The sequence below is a fragment of the Colwellia sp. KU-HH00111 genome, assembly GCF_040362745.1.
Taxonomy (GTDB): domain Bacteria; phylum Pseudomonadota; class Gammaproteobacteria; order Enterobacterales; family Alteromonadaceae; genus Colwellia.
Genome location: NZ_BAABWO010000001.1, coordinates 445,233 through 461,206 on the forward strand (window position 1 = coordinate 445,233; position 15,974 = coordinate 461,206).

General features: G+C 36.0%; 26 protein-coding genes. 20 read left to right on the top strand and 6 right to left on the bottom strand.

The features are described from left to right. Positions 1 to 44: 44 nt before the first annotated feature. From ABXG98_RS01825 to ABXG98_RS01855, 7 genes are all read left to right on the top strand, one after another. Positions 45 to 254: a hypothetical protein gene (locus ABXG98_RS01825; protein WP_353536971.1), complete on the top strand. Its 210-nt coding sequence runs from the start codon at positions 45 to 47 to the stop codon at positions 252 to 254. A gap of 198 nt (positions 255 to 452) precedes the next feature. Next, entirely contained in the window at positions 453 to 671 is a 219-nt protein-coding gene (locus ABXG98_RS01830; protein ID WP_353536972.1) for a hypothetical protein, read from the top strand. Beyond that, a complete protein-coding gene (locus tag ABXG98_RS01835) occupies positions 646 to 846 on the top strand; it encodes a hypothetical protein (protein ID WP_353536973.1) in 201 nt (66 codons plus the stop codon). Before ABXG98_RS01830 ends, ABXG98_RS01835 begins: the two co-directional genes overlap by 26 nt. A gap of 36 nt (positions 847 to 882) precedes the next feature. After that, complete coding sequence (locus ABXG98_RS01840) at positions 883 to 1,269, top strand: Imm41 family immunity protein (protein WP_353536974.1); 387 nt, start codon at positions 883 to 885, stop codon at positions 1,267 to 1,269. 106 nt (positions 1,270 to 1,375) lie between these two features. Beyond that, entirely contained in the window at positions 1,376 to 1,804 is a 429-nt protein-coding gene (locus ABXG98_RS01845) for a hypothetical protein (RefSeq protein ID WP_353536975.1), read from the top strand. 19 nt (positions 1,805 to 1,823) lie between these two features. Then, the gene (locus ABXG98_RS01850; protein ID WP_353536976.1) at positions 1,824 to 2,564 is read left to right on the top strand and encodes a hypothetical protein; all 741 of its coding nucleotides are present in this window, start codon (positions 1,824 to 1,826) and stop codon (positions 2,562 to 2,564) included. Positions 2,565 to 2,625: 61 nt separating this feature from the next. Continuing rightward, positions 2,626 to 2,973 (top strand): CPCC family cysteine-rich protein, encoded by a 348-nt coding sequence (locus ABXG98_RS01855; protein WP_353536977.1) that lies wholly within the window; start codon positions 2,626 to 2,628, stop codon positions 2,971 to 2,973. 381 nt (positions 2,974 to 3,354) lie between these two features. Here ABXG98_RS01855 and ABXG98_RS01860 read toward each other — a convergent pair whose 3' ends face one another. The 3 genes from ABXG98_RS01860 to ABXG98_RS01870 form a co-directional block, all read right to left on the bottom strand. Beyond that, positions 3,355 to 3,552 (bottom strand): hypothetical protein, encoded by a 198-nt coding sequence (locus ABXG98_RS01860; RefSeq protein ID WP_353536978.1) that lies wholly within the window; start codon positions 3,550 to 3,552, stop codon positions 3,355 to 3,357. 195 nt (positions 3,553 to 3,747) lie between these two features. Further along, complete coding sequence (locus tag ABXG98_RS01865; RefSeq protein WP_353536979.1) at positions 3,748 to 4,149, bottom strand: hypothetical protein; 402 nt, start codon at positions 4,147 to 4,149, stop codon at positions 3,748 to 3,750. A gap of 33 nt (positions 4,150 to 4,182) precedes the next feature. Then, complete coding sequence (locus ABXG98_RS01870) at positions 4,183 to 4,572, bottom strand: hypothetical protein (protein WP_353536980.1); 390 nt, start codon at positions 4,570 to 4,572, stop codon at positions 4,183 to 4,185. A gap of 113 nt (positions 4,573 to 4,685) precedes the next feature. On the opposite strand from ABXG98_RS01870, the gene ABXG98_RS01875 reads away from it, so the two are divergent. The 3 genes from ABXG98_RS01875 to ABXG98_RS01885 all read left to right on the top strand — a co-directional run bounded on the left by ABXG98_RS01875 (position 4,686) and on the right by ABXG98_RS01885 (position 6,577). Further along, the gene (locus tag ABXG98_RS01875) at positions 4,686 to 5,147 is read left to right on the top strand and encodes a hypothetical protein (RefSeq protein ID WP_353536981.1); all 462 of its coding nucleotides are present in this window, start codon (positions 4,686 to 4,688) and stop codon (positions 5,145 to 5,147) included. Positions 5,148 to 5,279: 132 nt separating this feature from the next. Next, on the top strand, positions 5,280 to 5,516 hold the full coding sequence (locus ABXG98_RS01880) for a four helix bundle protein (RefSeq protein WP_353536982.1): 237 nt from the start codon (positions 5,280 to 5,282) through the stop codon (positions 5,514 to 5,516). Between the two features lie 518 nt (positions 5,517 to 6,034). After that, positions 6,035 to 6,577 (top strand): hypothetical protein, encoded by a 543-nt coding sequence (locus ABXG98_RS01885; RefSeq protein WP_353536983.1) that lies wholly within the window; start codon positions 6,035 to 6,037, stop codon positions 6,575 to 6,577. Between the two features lie 269 nt (positions 6,578 to 6,846). On the opposite strand, the gene ABXG98_RS18980 is transcribed toward ABXG98_RS01885, so the two are convergent. The 3 genes from ABXG98_RS18980 to ABXG98_RS01895 all read right to left on the bottom strand — a co-directional run bounded on the left by ABXG98_RS18980 (position 6,847) and on the right by ABXG98_RS01895 (position 8,060). Beyond that, positions 6,847 to 7,119, bottom strand: coding sequence for a DUF2135 domain-containing protein (locus ABXG98_RS18980; RefSeq protein ID WP_502901530.1), 273 nt, complete (start codon positions 7,117 to 7,119; stop codon positions 6,847 to 6,849). A gap of 130 nt (positions 7,120 to 7,249) precedes the next feature. After that, positions 7,250 to 7,558: a hypothetical protein gene (locus tag ABXG98_RS01890; protein WP_353536984.1), complete on the bottom strand. Its 309-nt coding sequence runs from the start codon at positions 7,556 to 7,558 to the stop codon at positions 7,250 to 7,252. A 196-nt stretch (positions 7,559 to 7,754) separates the two neighbouring features. After that, positions 7,755 to 8,060, bottom strand: a complete 306-nt coding sequence (locus ABXG98_RS01895) for a hypothetical protein (RefSeq protein ID WP_353536985.1) — start codon at positions 8,058 to 8,060, stop codon at positions 7,755 to 7,757. Positions 8,061 to 8,218: 158 nt separating this feature from the next. Between ABXG98_RS01895 and ABXG98_RS01900 the strand changes: the two genes are divergently transcribed. From ABXG98_RS01900 to ABXG98_RS01945, 10 genes are all read left to right on the top strand, one after another. Continuing rightward, positions 8,219 to 9,421, top strand: a complete 1,203-nt coding sequence (locus ABXG98_RS01900) for an SUMF1/EgtB/PvdO family nonheme iron enzyme (protein ID WP_353536986.1) — start codon at positions 8,219 to 8,221, stop codon at positions 9,419 to 9,421. A gap of 231 nt (positions 9,422 to 9,652) precedes the next feature. Further along, complete coding sequence (locus ABXG98_RS01905) at positions 9,653 to 9,979, top strand: hypothetical protein (protein ID WP_353536987.1); 327 nt, start codon at positions 9,653 to 9,655, stop codon at positions 9,977 to 9,979. 271 nt (positions 9,980 to 10,250) lie between these two features. After that, a complete protein-coding gene (locus tag ABXG98_RS01910) occupies positions 10,251 to 10,955 on the top strand; it encodes a hypothetical protein (RefSeq protein ID WP_353536988.1) in 705 nt (234 codons plus the stop codon). Further along, positions 10,942 to 11,706, top strand: a complete 765-nt coding sequence (locus tag ABXG98_RS01915) for a hypothetical protein (RefSeq protein ID WP_353536989.1) — start codon at positions 10,942 to 10,944, stop codon at positions 11,704 to 11,706. Before ABXG98_RS01910 ends, ABXG98_RS01915 begins: the two co-directional genes overlap by 14 nt. Before the next feature lie 80 nt (positions 11,707 to 11,786). Further along, positions 11,787 to 12,440 (top strand): hypothetical protein, encoded by a 654-nt coding sequence (locus ABXG98_RS01920; RefSeq protein WP_353536990.1) that lies wholly within the window; start codon positions 11,787 to 11,789, stop codon positions 12,438 to 12,440. A gap of 108 nt (positions 12,441 to 12,548) precedes the next feature. After that, positions 12,549 to 13,079, top strand: a complete 531-nt coding sequence (locus ABXG98_RS01925; RefSeq protein WP_353536991.1) for a hypothetical protein — start codon at positions 12,549 to 12,551, stop codon at positions 13,077 to 13,079. A gap of 3 nt (positions 13,080 to 13,082) precedes the next feature. Beyond that, positions 13,083 to 13,421 (top strand): CPCC family cysteine-rich protein, encoded by a 339-nt coding sequence (locus ABXG98_RS01930; protein ID WP_353536992.1) that lies wholly within the window; start codon positions 13,083 to 13,085, stop codon positions 13,419 to 13,421. Between the two features lie 143 nt (positions 13,422 to 13,564). After that, positions 13,565 to 13,984 carry a hypothetical protein gene (locus tag ABXG98_RS01935; RefSeq protein WP_353536993.1) on the top strand — a complete coding sequence of 140 codons (420 nt, stop codon included), beginning with the start codon at positions 13,565 to 13,567 and terminating at the stop codon, positions 13,982 to 13,984. A 16-nt stretch (positions 13,985 to 14,000) separates the two neighbouring features. Next, the gene (locus tag ABXG98_RS01940) at positions 14,001 to 14,525 is read left to right on the top strand and encodes a hypothetical protein (RefSeq protein WP_353536994.1); all 525 of its coding nucleotides are present in this window, start codon (positions 14,001 to 14,003) and stop codon (positions 14,523 to 14,525) included. A gap of 543 nt (positions 14,526 to 15,068) precedes the next feature. Beyond that, positions 15,069 to 15,902: a hypothetical protein gene (locus ABXG98_RS01945; protein ID WP_353536995.1), complete on the top strand. Its 834-nt coding sequence runs from the start codon at positions 15,069 to 15,071 to the stop codon at positions 15,900 to 15,902. The last annotated feature ends 72 nt before the right edge of the window (positions 15,903 to 15,974 follow it).

Genomic DNA, 15,974 nt, shown 5'->3' on the forward strand with positions numbered 1-15,974 from the left:
GACATTCAATTGCAGAGATTCATTTTTTTATTTTACTAATGGGCTTGTCGTGTTTTTCCACGAAGGCTAAAGCTGAGCAATCAACACAAAACCTGCAAGTAAAAAATTCCCAAGAGTTGCTCGATGAATTAATATCATGTCCTAAAAAACTAGATTTACTTCAGCAAAGCAAACGTGTTATTGATTGTGTAGATAAGTTCACCAGTGCAGCGTTAACTAATAATATTCGTATGAAAATGGCACGTTGGGCTTAAGATGTTAACTTTAATGCACTGTAAAAAGACACTCTTGATTTATACCCTAGAGCGACATCAAACGACGTTGAATTAGTACTTTGCTTTGGCTTTAACAATCATAAAAATAGCAATGGACTCGTTTATTACACTCAAGAGAGTGAGAGGCTAAAAATAGCCGGAATTCAATTTTAAGAGTTACCTTTTGAGGGCGTTCCCATGATATTTAATTTTATTAAGCGCTTTATCTTCCCTAAAAAAGCACTTACCAAAGAAGACTTGACGCTCTTTGCTCAACAAATTAATGACATTTGCGATAATGTAGAAGAAAAGAACCTAACATTAGTGAGCAATACCATTGAAAGCACGTCAGGGCATAACAACTACAACCTGGTACAAGCGGGAGTGTATTTTGTTAAAGAATGCGTGTGTATTTAATAGCGAATATGCCAACGAATACGCTAAAGCTGATTACTTGAACGAATTTATTATTTATATTAAAGACGTTCAACATGAGTTTGAGCAACATCACAACGACCCTGATGGTGTCGCTGGTGGCACTATTACTGATATTGTTCTTAAAATAACAAAATTAATATCAATAAATGGTTAGTGGTAATTGTTGCTTACTAAACATGGAGATAAATAAATGGATAAATTATTAGAAAATTTTCCTCATTGCGATGAATATGATGAAAATTCCTTCACGGGAATTTGGCATGAAAAGTCGATATTGGATTATGTAAAATACTGTGAATTTGAAAAATGTATTTTCGACCTTGCGAGTACCAATGATGGTGCTGAAGTAGCACGAGAAATAGCATGGCCCATCATGCGAATATTTAGTTATATCATGATGACTATTCAGTCACATTACGACTCGAATGATGGCTTTGAAATATTAAATCTTAATCAGGAAGATATGTATGCGTTTAAGAATAGGTTTCAGGAGGTTCTTGAAGGGTTTTTTAACGGGAAAATGCCTGACAATGATGATTTTGAATTGATTAACCCATTACTTGAACCATCACAATGAGCGACAGGTAATAAGACTATGACATTAACCCCCGTTGAAGTTGATAAATGCACTTATGACTTTTTGTTTAAACATCTTTATCACTTAGATTGTTCTGTGGATGAGGATGCTTGAGGGCATAGAAACACTTCCGAATATATTAAAGCACAATAGTTATGCCGAACTGTCTGAACTTTATAAAGTAGGGAAAGAAGGAGCTTTAATTGATGTAGATGGCGAAATTTTTTCTCCTGATGAATTACTGTATTTTGCTTGGGCAGGCTGTGAAGGCGCACTTGTTGATATTAAAAACAATCTGAATTCACTTGATGGCGATATACTTATTATGAGTGCAATATCACTGGCTCATTTACATCAAGAAAAGGGTTTTGAACTACTAAATGCCATTTGTGCAAACAAAGCTCATATCATTATGGATGAAGACGATATATATTTATTGTTAGAAGACCACCTTCATTATGTGAGACATCCTAAAGCTAGAGATATTGAAGAAAAGCACCTGAAAAACCATCCAAACAATATTTTTCTTGAGTAATAGGTGAGATACATATCTTATGATAAATAAAACAGTAGTAGCACTTCTTTTTTTATTAGTAACTTCTGTGCTAACGGGTTGCTGCTGTAGTGATCCTAACTATCAACAAAATAATACGCCCATAGCAACCAACAGTAGAGCTGTAGAGCTGGCCGCAGACCAATTTGGTCAGGATTTAGCTAAACATATTATTAACCATCCAAATATTGATGATGATATACACTGCGAAACTATTCCTTTTGCTGTTGAGGAAGATAATGTAATAAATGATAAAAGGCAGCTTTGCACGTTAGAGATTTTAGAATATGAGCCTGAACTTATTACTAGAATGTCTTTTTTTATTAAAAGTGAAAATAGAGATATCACTGTAATTGATAGCTTTCATGCCGAAGGGGAATCAACGCTTGGGCAAATTGGCTTTTCTGAAAACGGAAAGTACTTTTATTTGGTTAAAACTGATGAAGGGCATCCGTGGTTTATTTTTTACGATACACAAAAGTTTCTTAACGACTATATGCATGCCCAAGTAGGTGACGTGTTTGAAGAATATTTTTTAAGTCACATTGCAGGCTTTTATGACAACGGTGATTTTATTTTTGCTTTACGTGAAGACATTGTGATCGGTTGTGATGATAATCTTGATAGTAGAAATGAGATGAAAAAGGAGACTACCTCAGAGAGCACTAAAGTAGAAATATTTTGTTTGATACGTCACAATATATTTGAAAAATATTTTAGTTTATCAATCAGCGTAGATTAACGGCCAAGCTTAAACAATCGGCGTGTTATTTTTTCAATATTATCGAATAGCTGAGTCAATTATGAGTACTACAGAAGAACTATTTTCCTGCCCTTGTTGTCATTATTTATCATTATCTCAACGTGATAAGTATGAAATTTGTGAAGTATGTTTTTGGGAAGATGATGGCGTACAGCATCCTGAAGATTACAGCATGCCAAACCATATGTTTTTGGGGCAAGGACAAGATAACTTTCTAAAGATTGGTGGGTGTGATGAACATGGCGCTTCCCTCGTTAAAAAAGACGCTAAGCTGCTATACAAAAAACAAGACCACAGTGCGTTAAGTATGAGTACTACCGCAGTTCATGAGAATCCTTTTGTCGATTTTTTGAGAAAAATTAAGAGCAAAGATAACAAAGAAGATTAAAGTATCGTCAACGGCATTGCTTGGCTGAAAGTCATAACGTTAAATTCGCCACAAGCTTGAATATGGCATTACATGAGCAACCTCAAATAATATTTGTTATTTATTCGTTGTCCATTTTATGCCTTACCGCTCTTATAATTTGGAAGGCATTGTCTTTTAAAATACTTAAATGTAAGTGTTTCAGCGACTCTGCTAACTCATATATTTCGTCGCTTGTCACACCGATTTTTACATTATTTTCTTCGATTACTGGTTTATTAATTAATTGGTTTAAAGCTATAAATTTTGGCTTGCAACCAAAAAAAAGAGGATGATAGTTAACAAGCTCATACCACTTTTTTAAAAGCCCTTCTCCAGTATCCAGTGCATTTTTAAGCGCATTTAATTCTGAAAATTCAGTAGGTTAATGGTGTTTTTACACCATACTATTTTCTCTAAAACTGCTCTGTATTGATGGCGAGGTGGTCGAGCATTGGCCATATCAAGCCATTCAGTTACTTTTTCAATTTCCGCTTCAAGACGAGAAGCGTGAATAGATGCTATACCTAAGTTTTTGGCTAAATGTTTATCGCCTTCCATGCTTCCTCATTAATTATTCGGTAAATAAACGATGGGCAGCATATTTACAAAGTCGTTGCTACAGTTGATATCTTCGTCATCAATAATGTGTTTAGATTGATGAATTAAGGTTGGGCCAATATTGCTATTAGCCTTATGCCATGTAACTTCATAGGTGTGTTGTTTAATACCTACATAAAGCCTATTCTGAGCACTTTAAATTCTTGGTTCAGATGCAATTTCGCATTTTGCTTTAACTTTATCGCGACTGGATTCTACTCGTGTATTTTCTATATACTCTAATGTCCTCCTGTCCAAACGCATCATCTGAATGCGAAATCTCTTGTCACTACAAAAATAAAAGTCGTCATTTTTTTCAACTGCTTTACATGTTGCAAATGCGCCCTCTAATTCCTTCATGTTCTTTGAAAAAGTTAGGTAAAAATTAAAATTTTTTGAGCCACTAGTTTCAAATTCTTTATCTTTATAACTATTTGTGCCCGAACATTTTAGTTTCAAATCAAATGCTTTAGCATTAGCAGCCAGAGTTAAAAGTGTTAGGCTTGCAACGACCAACGACCAACGACCAACGACCAACGACCAACGACCAATTTTCATGTTCTGTCCTTTTTATATTTCAACATTAATCAATTAATACTCATAACCGGTTCTGATAACTTTAAACTCAAACCTTTTACTATCTGCAATTTTATCGTTAAGTGCATCTTTAGCTTGTCGCTCAGTTTCATAATCCCAATAAGTACAACTGTTTTCATTAAATTTTGGATAATTTGCTCGGCGGTATTTTCCGAATGAGCTTAATACTTTGCCTTCGCTATACATTTTCATTTCAGCGTTATAAAAAACACCTGAATATATGGCTACATTCTGTGTGGTGTTATACGTTTTTTGTATATACCCGCTACAAGAAACAAAACCCCAGGGAGATTTGTTTTTTGCGCTTGCAGGTAAAGCAGAAAAAAGTAGTGAGGTGCTTGCTAAAGAGAGTAGTACCGTAGAGATTGTTTTAGATAAACGCATCGTAAATCCTTTTAAATATTGTTTTTATTATTAATTACTATAACGACTCACAATGCGTGATGCAAATATTATGCAGATAATCATGCTTGCTAATTGCTAATTGAACCATTAATATGGTTAAAAAAAGACCTGATGGAATTGATATAATGAATCTAATGAATCTAATGAATCTAAAAAAAATAAAATACTTACCTCAGCTAGGCTTTTCAGTAAGTCTCTTATTATTATCAAGCGAAGCATTTGCAAAAGAAATTACTTTTAACTGTTCTGTTGAAGAAACCCACGCAAATTGGACGAGTTTCGATGGAAATGTTAAGTGGGAAAATAAGGGGACGCGCGATTTCAGTTTCACCTTAGAAACAGAAACACCAGAGGTATACGGCGATACTGGCCTTTTTAATAACTTTGATTATTGTAAATTAAGTAATTCTAAATTGAAATGTGGCACTGAGAATGACAAAATTATGTTAGATTTAAATAGATCTACATTAAAATTAAGTATGGATAGATACTATGACGGAAGAATTGATGATAAATTTAGAGGCCGTTGTTCAATAGCCAATAATGCTTTTTAATATACTACCATACGTAAAATCATGTCCTTTTTTACGTTCTGGATTTAAACTTGATATGAATTCAACTAGTTGCCTGTTTTTTATTTTTTTGATTAATATGCATAATAAAAAAGTAATTCGGCACCGGAAGTGGTGGAAGATTGCCATCAGTTATTAGTTTGGCTTATTCCTTTACTGGATAACTTTCCGCGTAATAGTCGTTTTACATTAGGAGAACGACTAGACAACGGTTTGCTAGAGGTGTTAACCCTATGTACGCATGCCGCGTATCAAGGAAAAAAGCAACAGTTGCTAGACGGTGCGAATCGTGTACTTACTACGTTAAAACATCTGTGGCGTTGGTGGTTCGTGGAACAATTCATTGTTTAACTTGCGCTCTGCCAATCGCAACAACATTACCCGCGATAAACGTAACAACAATAACGGCTTTTATTTAGATGAAATTTGACAGTGTATGTTTTATTGTCAATTGATATATTTATTTTTAGAAGGTGCTTAAAAATGTAAGTAGGTAAATCAATACCTGTAGAGATTACATTTTGCCACTTTATGCTGTAATAGGTATTAGCTATAGATTAATGGTCATATAGTCAATGTGTTGAAGAATAAGCAGTTTATTAAATACTGCTGCTACACGCTTTTAGTTATAGCTTATTAATTTCGATAAGAAGTAACTGTTTGTATAGCAAGGACTATATATGCGATTCATTCCCATCTTATTTTTATTATTTACAACTTTCTCATCTGCATTTGATTATACTGATTGGAGAGAGTACAAAAGTTTTCATGACAGTGAATGACGTCCTGTTATTGTTATTTCATACAAAACAAAGTTCACTGAAGCAGGTATCGCTAGAATTAAATGGAAGATACAAAATGCATCTACCTTGCCAGCTAAACGCTTAGGCATAGAGCAAAAATTTTATCAAAGCAGTGATGGTACAACCAAAATAGTCAGTGGCGATTCTGTTTCTGGGAAAAAGAAAAAACCGATCGGTTCAGGAGAGGAAAAAGAGTTTTTTGCTGATTTATTCTCCAGCGAAAATCATGGGAAAATTACACGGGTTGAGCTACGTTATCCATTTTTTAAAGCTGAATTTTATCAAACTGATGGAAGTGTTTTAAAAATCACTGGTGACAGCTTTGAAGCGCCAAATAGCGCGATTATTGATTGTAGAAAAAAATACAGTGGCCCACTAACTACCGCTGAATTTATTATTGATTCTTCAACAGAAAACATGCTCAACATTAGTGCATCAAATAGCACTCAACAAACTAATCAAGCAACGTTAGAGCTAGATTTATCCAAATACTTAACCAGTGATAATAAAAAGACAGCAGACAAAAAATTTAAACTTCGCTTCACTCAGTTTTTAAGCGGTATTTGTGGAAATGAAGTGAAAAAAAACAGTGGGGAGAGAGGCGTATGAGGTGATACGTTCAGCCATTAAAAAGAAATTATCACCTGAAAAGAAATCATTATTTATCAAACCTAAAGCTGCTAGCGGAGGGATTAGAGGTTAGCTAATACGTTAACCATTGGCACTTGTAGTTCTTATTCTGTAATAGTGGTGAGAGTTAAGTTGCTTACTCACTTAAACAAATTTACCGTTAATCGTAGCCTAGCGAAACCTTGGGCCTTTGTAGTAGATCCGCTTTTTCTGATACTAAGTCTTTATATTTTGATTGGATTTAACTTCTATTCATGGTGACCACGAAAAGTACGATGTAATGTTTTGTGATGTTCGCCGTTCAGAAAGAGATGGACTGTCACTTTGGCATTATCTACCCTACCATAGTTCACAACACTGATGTGATAGCTACCTTCGACTCCATTAACTACTGAAATGTTTTCTGGGCCAAATCCACTTTTATTATCAACATCAAGATGCATTTCATTGCTATCGTGAAAATACGACTTATTTTTATAATAAATATGGGCACCTCGAGGAGCTTTTAGATGTAAATCTATATCGCCTGTCCAAAAGCTATCATCGTCTTCAGTATTTTTGTTGCTTGTTACTTCGTCGTTAGACTCACTTGTTTCGCCTGACCAAAAATCATCTTATTTCTTTTCTAATTCAGCCGACTTCGTTTCTTTTTTATTTTTTTTTCCGCAGCCATTCATCATAGGCAGAGGTATTGAACTTTGCACTGAGAATAACCGCACCGTTATCCGTTATCGCTCCCTTACTTGCTTTTAATAGTTGACTCGTTAGTGTTTTGGCTACGGTACTTGGCATAAAGGAAAAATCTAAATTAATAAAGTTTTCTGACGTTAGAGCCATCGCGTTACTGGCAAGTATTTTATTCCAAGCTGGGCTTTCTGGCGTTGTAAAGTTTTTCTTACCTGCCGATCCCAATGCGCCGCCATCACATTTTACATAATTGGTCTTGGTAAAATTTCCCAAAATATTATGTATGGGTATAAGTAATATTATGTATGGGTATAAGTAATATTATGTATGGGTATAAGTAATTATATGTCAGTAACTTTGGGTGCTGATGATAGTTCCGAGGCGGGTACGTTAATATCTAATATGTTTCCGTTTTCTTGAAATGTATAACTCTCTTTATGTTTTGGTGTCCAGATTATGCTACAGGTAACTACAGGTTCACTGAGTAATGTCCAATATTGCATTTCATAACGGTAGTTGAAATCAAAGTAGACACCTTTAAAAGCTGATTCCTGTAACAGGCTATTTGCTGAGCCGGTGACAATGATTCGTTTTCCCGATGTGCTAGTTGTGTTTTTTTATTGTTTTCGCTAGCAATACATTGTTCATATTTTGCGTTAGACATTTCGCAACCAGCACCTATGCAGCTTTTTTTGTGTTTAGAGCAGTCAGCTATAGCGTTAGATATGAAAAGTAATGAACTCACGGCAATAAGCAAAAACATGGTTAGCTTCATTGTTAAATCCTTTTACAATCCAGGTAAGGTATGCAGTCAAGTGATGGCATTATTATTTTTATTGTGTAATAATTAAATAGGTAAATGAGTAAAGTAAACAACCACTTGTTATACCTCTAAACAGTTTTAAATCAACAATAATAAAAAGGACTTTTAGCATGAAAAATATAGTTATATTGGCCACCTTATATCTTCTATTCTTTTCTATAGCATCGCATGCTCAGTCCTCTAAAAATAATCAGGCCAAGGCCTACTTCTTTGCTGCACAAGAAGCGTTTGAGAGTCAGCAATACGACGATGCGCTAATAGCGATTGCAAAGGTTGAATCTCTTTTAGGTAAAAGCAATGCCATGCTGTCTGCACTTAAAGTTAAAACTTACGTTGAGCAAAAAAAATTCATTGAGGCTAAAGCTGAAATTGATGTTTTTTTTGGCTTTAAAGCCAGAGATGAATTAGCGCGTGAAGTTTCGTCTTATTTAATAAAAGTTGATAAAATAATCGACGCACAAAAACAAAGGGAACAGGTTAGAGCGAATCGGTTGGCCAGAGAGAAAGCGGCCCGTATAGCTAAAGAGCGTGCAGAACGTATTGCCAGAGAAAAGCCAAAGAGAATAATCGAAGAGCTAAGTTCTTTTAAGGCTTATACAGGAGAGTTGGTTGTTATTCCTTCTGGCAGTTTTCAAATGGGCTGTGTTAGTAGAATTGATTGCCAAAGTAACGAAAAGCCTGTGCACACTGTTCAGCTAAGTAGTTTTGTTATGATGGCAACGGAAGTCACTTTTGAACAGTGGGATGCATGTGTTACTGATGGTGGTTGTTCATACAACCCTCGTGATCAAGGTTGGGGACGTGGAGATTACCCGGTGATTTTTGTCAGTTATGATGACATTACAGAGCAATTTATTCCTTGGTTAAATAAAGTGGCAAGAACTAAAGGTGGATCCAAATTTAAACTTCCTAGCGAAGAGCAGTGGGAATATGCGGCACGAGCAGGAAGTCAAACAAAATATAGTTGGGGCGATGATATAAATTGTTCGCAAGCAAAATATGGTAGTTTGGATGGGGGCTGTGGAAATGCTAGTCAAACGGTACCGGTTAAATCCTATCTCCCCAATAATTTTGGTTTATATGATATGCATGGAAATGTATGGGAGTGGACAGATGATTGTCCGCATGGGTATGAATATGGTTCTCGTGATAAACGTAGCAAGTGGAGTGGCAGTAATTGTAGTGGCAGCCGTATCGTCCGTGGTGGCTCGTGGGGCGAAGATAAGTCTAAATTACGCTCTGCATTTCGACGTGATTTTTCTTCTGACTTACATTATTTCTTTTTCGGTTTTCGTTTAGTCCTAGAAGTATAATGATTGCAGTGAATGTTCCTTTGTGGAAATCGCCTAGCCACATTTCGCTCGTGACTAGTTGTAATTTAACGATGTAATAAGCGGTAATTGATATGAAAAAAGCAATAGTTGTTCTGCGCAACTAAATCAGGGCAAGCAATAGTTGGTTTTTGCTCCAGCATCGCTTATTTTAACCAGCTGATATTTGTCCATTGTTAGCGCGTTGTATTTTTGCCGAGGTTCCAGTTAAGTATGAGTGATTCACCTGCAAGCGGGATTACGCTGCATCAAATAATCGAACGTAAACTGTCATTCCTTTTAAATAATGATATTTGTCCGTGGGATGGTGATAAGTCTGATCTAGGCGAAAGAGATGCACTACAACAGATGTTATCTGACTCAATATCCTTTTCAGAGAAACTATTTGAAGCAAAATACTTAGCTGAAGTTGCAAGACTTAGTAAACGTATTGAAATGAAAGAAGATAATGACGATTACTATGAATCATTTAGTAATACTATCGTCAGCGTTCTAGCGCTAATAAATCCTATCAATATCTACGACTTGGGTGGTGAGTGAAAAAATATACAATTTGTTCAGGTGGAACAATGTATATTAGTGATTGTTAAAGGACCATAATTGGCACTTCTGTGAAGTTCAGCTGTGAGAAGCGGACGGTCAAAAGTTTTGCTAGCCCATACTCTTCCCTTATATTATTCATTAAGTATTTACTCAGTAATTGATGTGACTTTCTGAACTCGCACTCAAAAAAACAATAGGATTAAAATGTGTTAGTCTAACTAAGCTACGTTAAAACCATATAACAATAAAAAGGACTTAACCCTTGAAAATGCGCATTCATTTATTACTCGTACTTGCATACCTAAGTGCCTTCTCAATTCACGCTACGCCCACTGAACCACTTGCTTCAAGCGATAACAAAACCCTTGAGTCAAATAAACAACAACCAATTAAACAACAAGCAAATAAAACCTCACCTCAAGTGCCATCTGAAAAGGTTGACGTATTAGCGAATCAAATTTGTGCTTACTACACATCTAATGCCTCTAAAGTAGCCGAAAACGTAAAACGCTCAGTGATTAACCACATGAAGAAATACGAGAAAATCAGCAACCCAACGCCCACACAAATGGTGACGTTTTTAAATCGCAACAAACACTACATGACCTGTGGTGATGATGATACGGGTTACATGGTTGAATCTTTTCGGCATGGCGCTTACGACCAACTTTTTAATGTGTTTATGTTTGACTACTTATTACTCGATGATGAAAGCCTGTTTGTTGATATCAATGCCATTAGCTACACCGCCGGTAAAGAAAACACCCAGAGCGGACCGGGCAAGCCAGAATTAACATTGGATTACATGGACCGTGAGTCGATAAACCCTGCAAATGCAGATAGAATGCGCAAGGAAATTAAAGACCTTATTGAGTTCTTCGAAGGTGACCTAGGCGGCAAACGCTACCATGAGTTAACTGAGCAAGAAAAACAAGCGACGATTAAGGCAAAAAATTATAATGACAATCACTAACTGTTTACTAAGCCGGTTTGTCCTGTTTTTCAGCTTACTTTTAATCTTAAGCGCTCAAGCCAATAGCAACCAACAACTGGCAAGTAGCAATAACCCAGCTAATTATTCGGCTGCTTGGCAAACTAAGCATAAGGCAATACAGCAAGCCGTTAATAGCCCTGACTTAACTGACGATATTCATTGTATCAATATTCCAACGGATAAACCTGAGCCTAGTCAAAGCCAGTTATGCATACTTCACAGCAAAAGCTATCAGCCGCAATATAGTGAAATGCATGGGCTGTTTGTGAAAAATAAAATCGGGGATATCACCCTATTGGAGCACTTTTCTGATGAACAGTTAGCCTCATTAGGTTATGTTGGTTTTTCTGAAAACGGGCGTTATTTATATGCGGTATTTACCGATGAAGGGCATCCTTATTTTGTTTTTTTTGACTCTGAAAAATTCATTAATAACCAAGCCAACGCTCAGGTTGGTGAAGTCTTTGAAGAGTATTTTATCGACCACATAGAAGTACTGTATGAAAACGGTGATTTTGTTTTTGCCCTAAGAGAAGGAACAATTTCAGGTTGCTTATCAGGTGAAGTAGAAATAGCAGCTAAAACATCACAAACAGATGAAGTGAAGCGTTGCCTGTTTCACCATAATATATTTGACCAATACAGCAACCTAATGAGTAGCGACCCGAGTTTGCCTACACGCAGTAAGCGCCAGATACCTATGCCTTATGTTTGCAAAGCATTTTTGTAACCCGCTGTGCATAGATTAACGAGTGTTAATGGCGCTTTCATTAAAGCATTGGCCGTGACGATAGATTACACAATATAAAGGTGATAGAAAATGACACAAAACACTTTATATCTTATGCTGGTGCTTGTAGTGAATGGGAAAGCTGGGTATTCAAAAAATTGATTTACGTACAAATAATAAAAACAGTATGGGAAAGCATCCCATTAAATGAAGATAGGCAATCAAACCGCCTTTTGTTTAGAAAGGCCCTACCCTTAATTTCTTGTGCTGACAATTCAGATGTGTTTATCCATTTAGTGAACATTAGTGACGAGGATAACTTTAAAGTAAATCAGTCAGGTCAGGCTCAGCCTTATTCAATGAAAGCACATAATGATTGTCCTTTTTATTTTACCAAGGAAGCGGGTGATATAACGATTCACTTTTCAAAAAAACATGAAGTATATACCCCTAAACGTTTTACACGAAAAAACAAAATTGATTGCAGTCATGATAAAACAAAGATAGGTGAAAGTACTTGGGAGCGTCCTTCAAATTTATTCACATTGGCACCTGAAGAGACTGCTGTGTTTAGGGTGAATTACTACTCTAGGCGCCGAACGGAATCAGGTGCATCTCAAAAACCCTATTACCTTCGATATGATGCGTATTTTGCCAACGTGAATACAATTAATGATAAGCTATTTAATCGAAAATTTACCTATCAACGAGATGAAACCTTGGCTCTGCGTTGAGATGAATAATTAAAAAAGGGTTTTACTAAATGTCGTTCATTGGATTTTCAAGTTGCTTCAATCAAAAAGTAAGCATATATCCTTATAGTAAATGAGTATCAACTGTCTATGAATGAGAAACACAATGCCTTATCGGGATTAAATCACTTAACGTTAAAACCTGCTGGACATTACCGGGGGTTAGGCATGATATTTAATGTGTATATTGATGGGGTTTGTTTTTTAGATAATATTGCTGACTTTGAAAAGCGTTTTCATGACCGAATCAATGGCGCTTACACCGCAGCATTGGGCTGTGAAGATATTATGCACAGTATGATAGTGACACAAAATGAAACAAAACGTTTTATGCCTTATGCGTGTGATTGTGGTGAATGGTCATGTTGGGTGTTTCAAGGCTTTGTCACAAGCTATGATGATTTTGTGTTTTGGGGGCAATGGCGTAACTCGCACCGAAGCGACAAAGACAAAAAGGCAGATGGCCTATATTGGAACTATAAAGACTTTCCAACCTTATGTTTTGATAAACACCAATACCTGAGCGAAATAGATAAGGCACAGGCGTTAGTTAACGCAGACAAACCATCGTTAAACATATTAGCCATGTACAATGAACATAATGAGCAAAAAAGAGAATGAGTAATGAGTAACGCCGACGAATTGTTTGCCTGCCCCTGTTGCGAGTATTTAACCTTGTCTGCACGCGATTGTTATGAGATTTGCCCCGTATGTTTTTGGGAAGATGATGGAACCCAGCACCCTGAAGGTGGCAGTATGGCTAATCGATTAATGTTAGGCGAAGCACAAGACAATTTTCTCAAAATTGGGGCGTGTGATGAACGAGCGGTTGCTTTTGTTAAAAAAGACGCGAAATTGCAGTATAAAAAGCAGGATTACAAAGCATTAAATGATCGTGCACCTCATGTACACAACAACCCCTTTGCAGAGGTGTTGAAAGAGCTAAAAATCAAAAAAGAGTAATAGTAAAAGACTGAGTTATTAGCTGCCTATTATAACTTTAATGGGCTAAAAATTTTACAATCATCCCTTGAATAGGCAGTGGATGGAAAATACCTTACATTCGCCAAAGCATTCCCTGAGTATGCCCTTGAAGATTTCTAATTATGTTTAATTTTCTTAAGCGTTTTAATGCGCTCAAAAAGCCAGCTAAAAATTTATCTAACCAATCATTTAGTGACCAAGAGTTGGCTCAGTTTGCCGAGGTGATAAATACACTTTGCGACAGTGTAGAAGTGAATAACTTATCTTTGGTCAGTAATGCCATTGAAAGCACCTCAGGCCATAACAACTTTAAGCTAGTAAAAGCGGCCAGCTATTTTGTGAAAGAGTGTGCATGGATGTTTAATAATAAATATGCCAGTGATTGTTTAAAAGGACGCACTCAGCAGGCAGATTATTTTAATGAATTTATTATCTATGTGAATGAAATTAGGCATGAGTTCGAACATAATCATTACGACCCAGATGGTGCGGGCAATGGCACCATTACCGATATTCTTACGCAATTGAAAAGTCAGCGATAAAGGAATAACACAACTCATGAAATTAACCGCAAGTAAAAAAGAAAAATGTTCGCATGAGTTTTTAGTTAAACACTTTTATCATCTCGATTGCTCAATGGGAAATGCGTTATTAGAAGGAATTGAAACGCTACGTAAGGTGTTAAAATATAATAGCTATGACGAACTTGCTGCTATTGCTCAAGTGGCCATAACTGATGAGGAAGATGCCCCTGCTGAAACAAAAGTACCATTCTCTCCGGAAGAGTTATTGTACTTAGCATGGGCGGGTTGTGAAGAAGCGCTAGAAGACATCAAGAAGAATTTAACGACTCTCGATGGCGATACCTTATTTATTACCGCGATATCACTGGCACATTTAAACCAAGACAAAGGTTTTGAGTTATTAACGGCTATCGCTTGCAATAAAGCACCTATCATTTTGGATGAAGACGATATTTATTTTTTATTTCAAGAATATATTCACTATGTTCAACATCCCAAGGCGCGTGAGATAGAAGAAACATATTTAGCCAATCACCCTAATAACCTATTTTTGCAGTAGCAAAATTCACTATTTGGTAATAAAACAGGCAATAAAATAGTCACTAGCGCAGTTTTTAGCTGTGATGAATTGAATAATAAGTCATTGACCACTACTATGTGTTCAGTTCACCTTTTGAAACTTACCAAAAGAAAAAAGCACTTTCCCTTCACCGTCACTGTACATTTATGCGTTATAAAAGGCATTGGAGTAAACTGCGATATTTGCATTCCACAAAGCCTCATGGTTGATTGTTTTTTGCACTTACAGGTAACGCTGCGAACAATATTAAGATGGTTGCTAAAGATAGTAGGGCAGTAGATATTGTTTTAGATAAAAGCATAGTAAATCCTTCATATTGTGATTTTTATATTAATTAGTGTAATACTTACTTAAAAAATAAAGGCTGTATTAATAACCTAATATAGTCAGAGCTAGTGTTACCTTCAGTTGTTCACATCTTCAAATAGAACTACGTAAATGTTAAACCAAAAAATAAATAAGATTAAGTGTTACACTAGAAATGATAAGTAAGTCAGTTAAAACAATAAAAAAGGACTAAGTATGAAACTTATTACCATATTACTTTTGATAATCCCAATTTTCGCTTTAGCATCTAATGACACTCCTTGGACCGATTGGGGAGAGTATAAAAGTTTTCATGACAGTGAAGGGCGTCCTGTTATTGTTATTTCATACAAAACAAAATTCACTAAAGCAGGCATCGCTAGAATTAAATGGAAAATACAAAATGCATCTACATTGCCAGCTAAACGCTTAGGCATAGAACAAAAATTTTACCAAAGCAGTGATGGCACAACAAAAATAGTCAGTGGTGATTCAGTTTCAGGCACTAAAAAGAAGCCATTGATCTCAGGTATTGAAAAGGAATTTGCTTCTGATTTGTTCTCTAGTGACAACCATGGGAATATAACGCGAGCAGAGCTACGTTATCCGTTTTTTAAAGCTGAATTTTATCAAACCGATGGAAGTATTGTAAAAATAACAGGGGAGAGTTTCGAAACACCAAATAGTGGTGTTGTTGATTGTAGAAAAAAGTACAGCGGACCATTAACTACAGCTGAATTTTTTATTGACCCTTCAACAAAAAATATGCTCAATTTAAGTGCATCAAGTAGTATTCAACAAACCAATCAAGCAACATTAGAGTTAGATTTAACCGACTATTTAACCAGTGATAATAAAAAGGCAGTAGAAAAAGAATTTAAACTTCGCTTTACTCAGTTTTTAAGCGGTATCTGCGGAAATGAAGTGAAAAAAACAGTGACGAGAGAGGCGTATAACATCGTACGTGAGGCTATAATGAAAAAACTAACACCAGACAATAAACCATTAATCATTAAACCTAAAGCTGCTACTGGCGGTATTAGAAATTAATTTTATTCGGTTTCTGCGCTACTGAGTTGGTTGAGTTGAGATAAAATACATTTAAAACGCTTAAGAAAATTT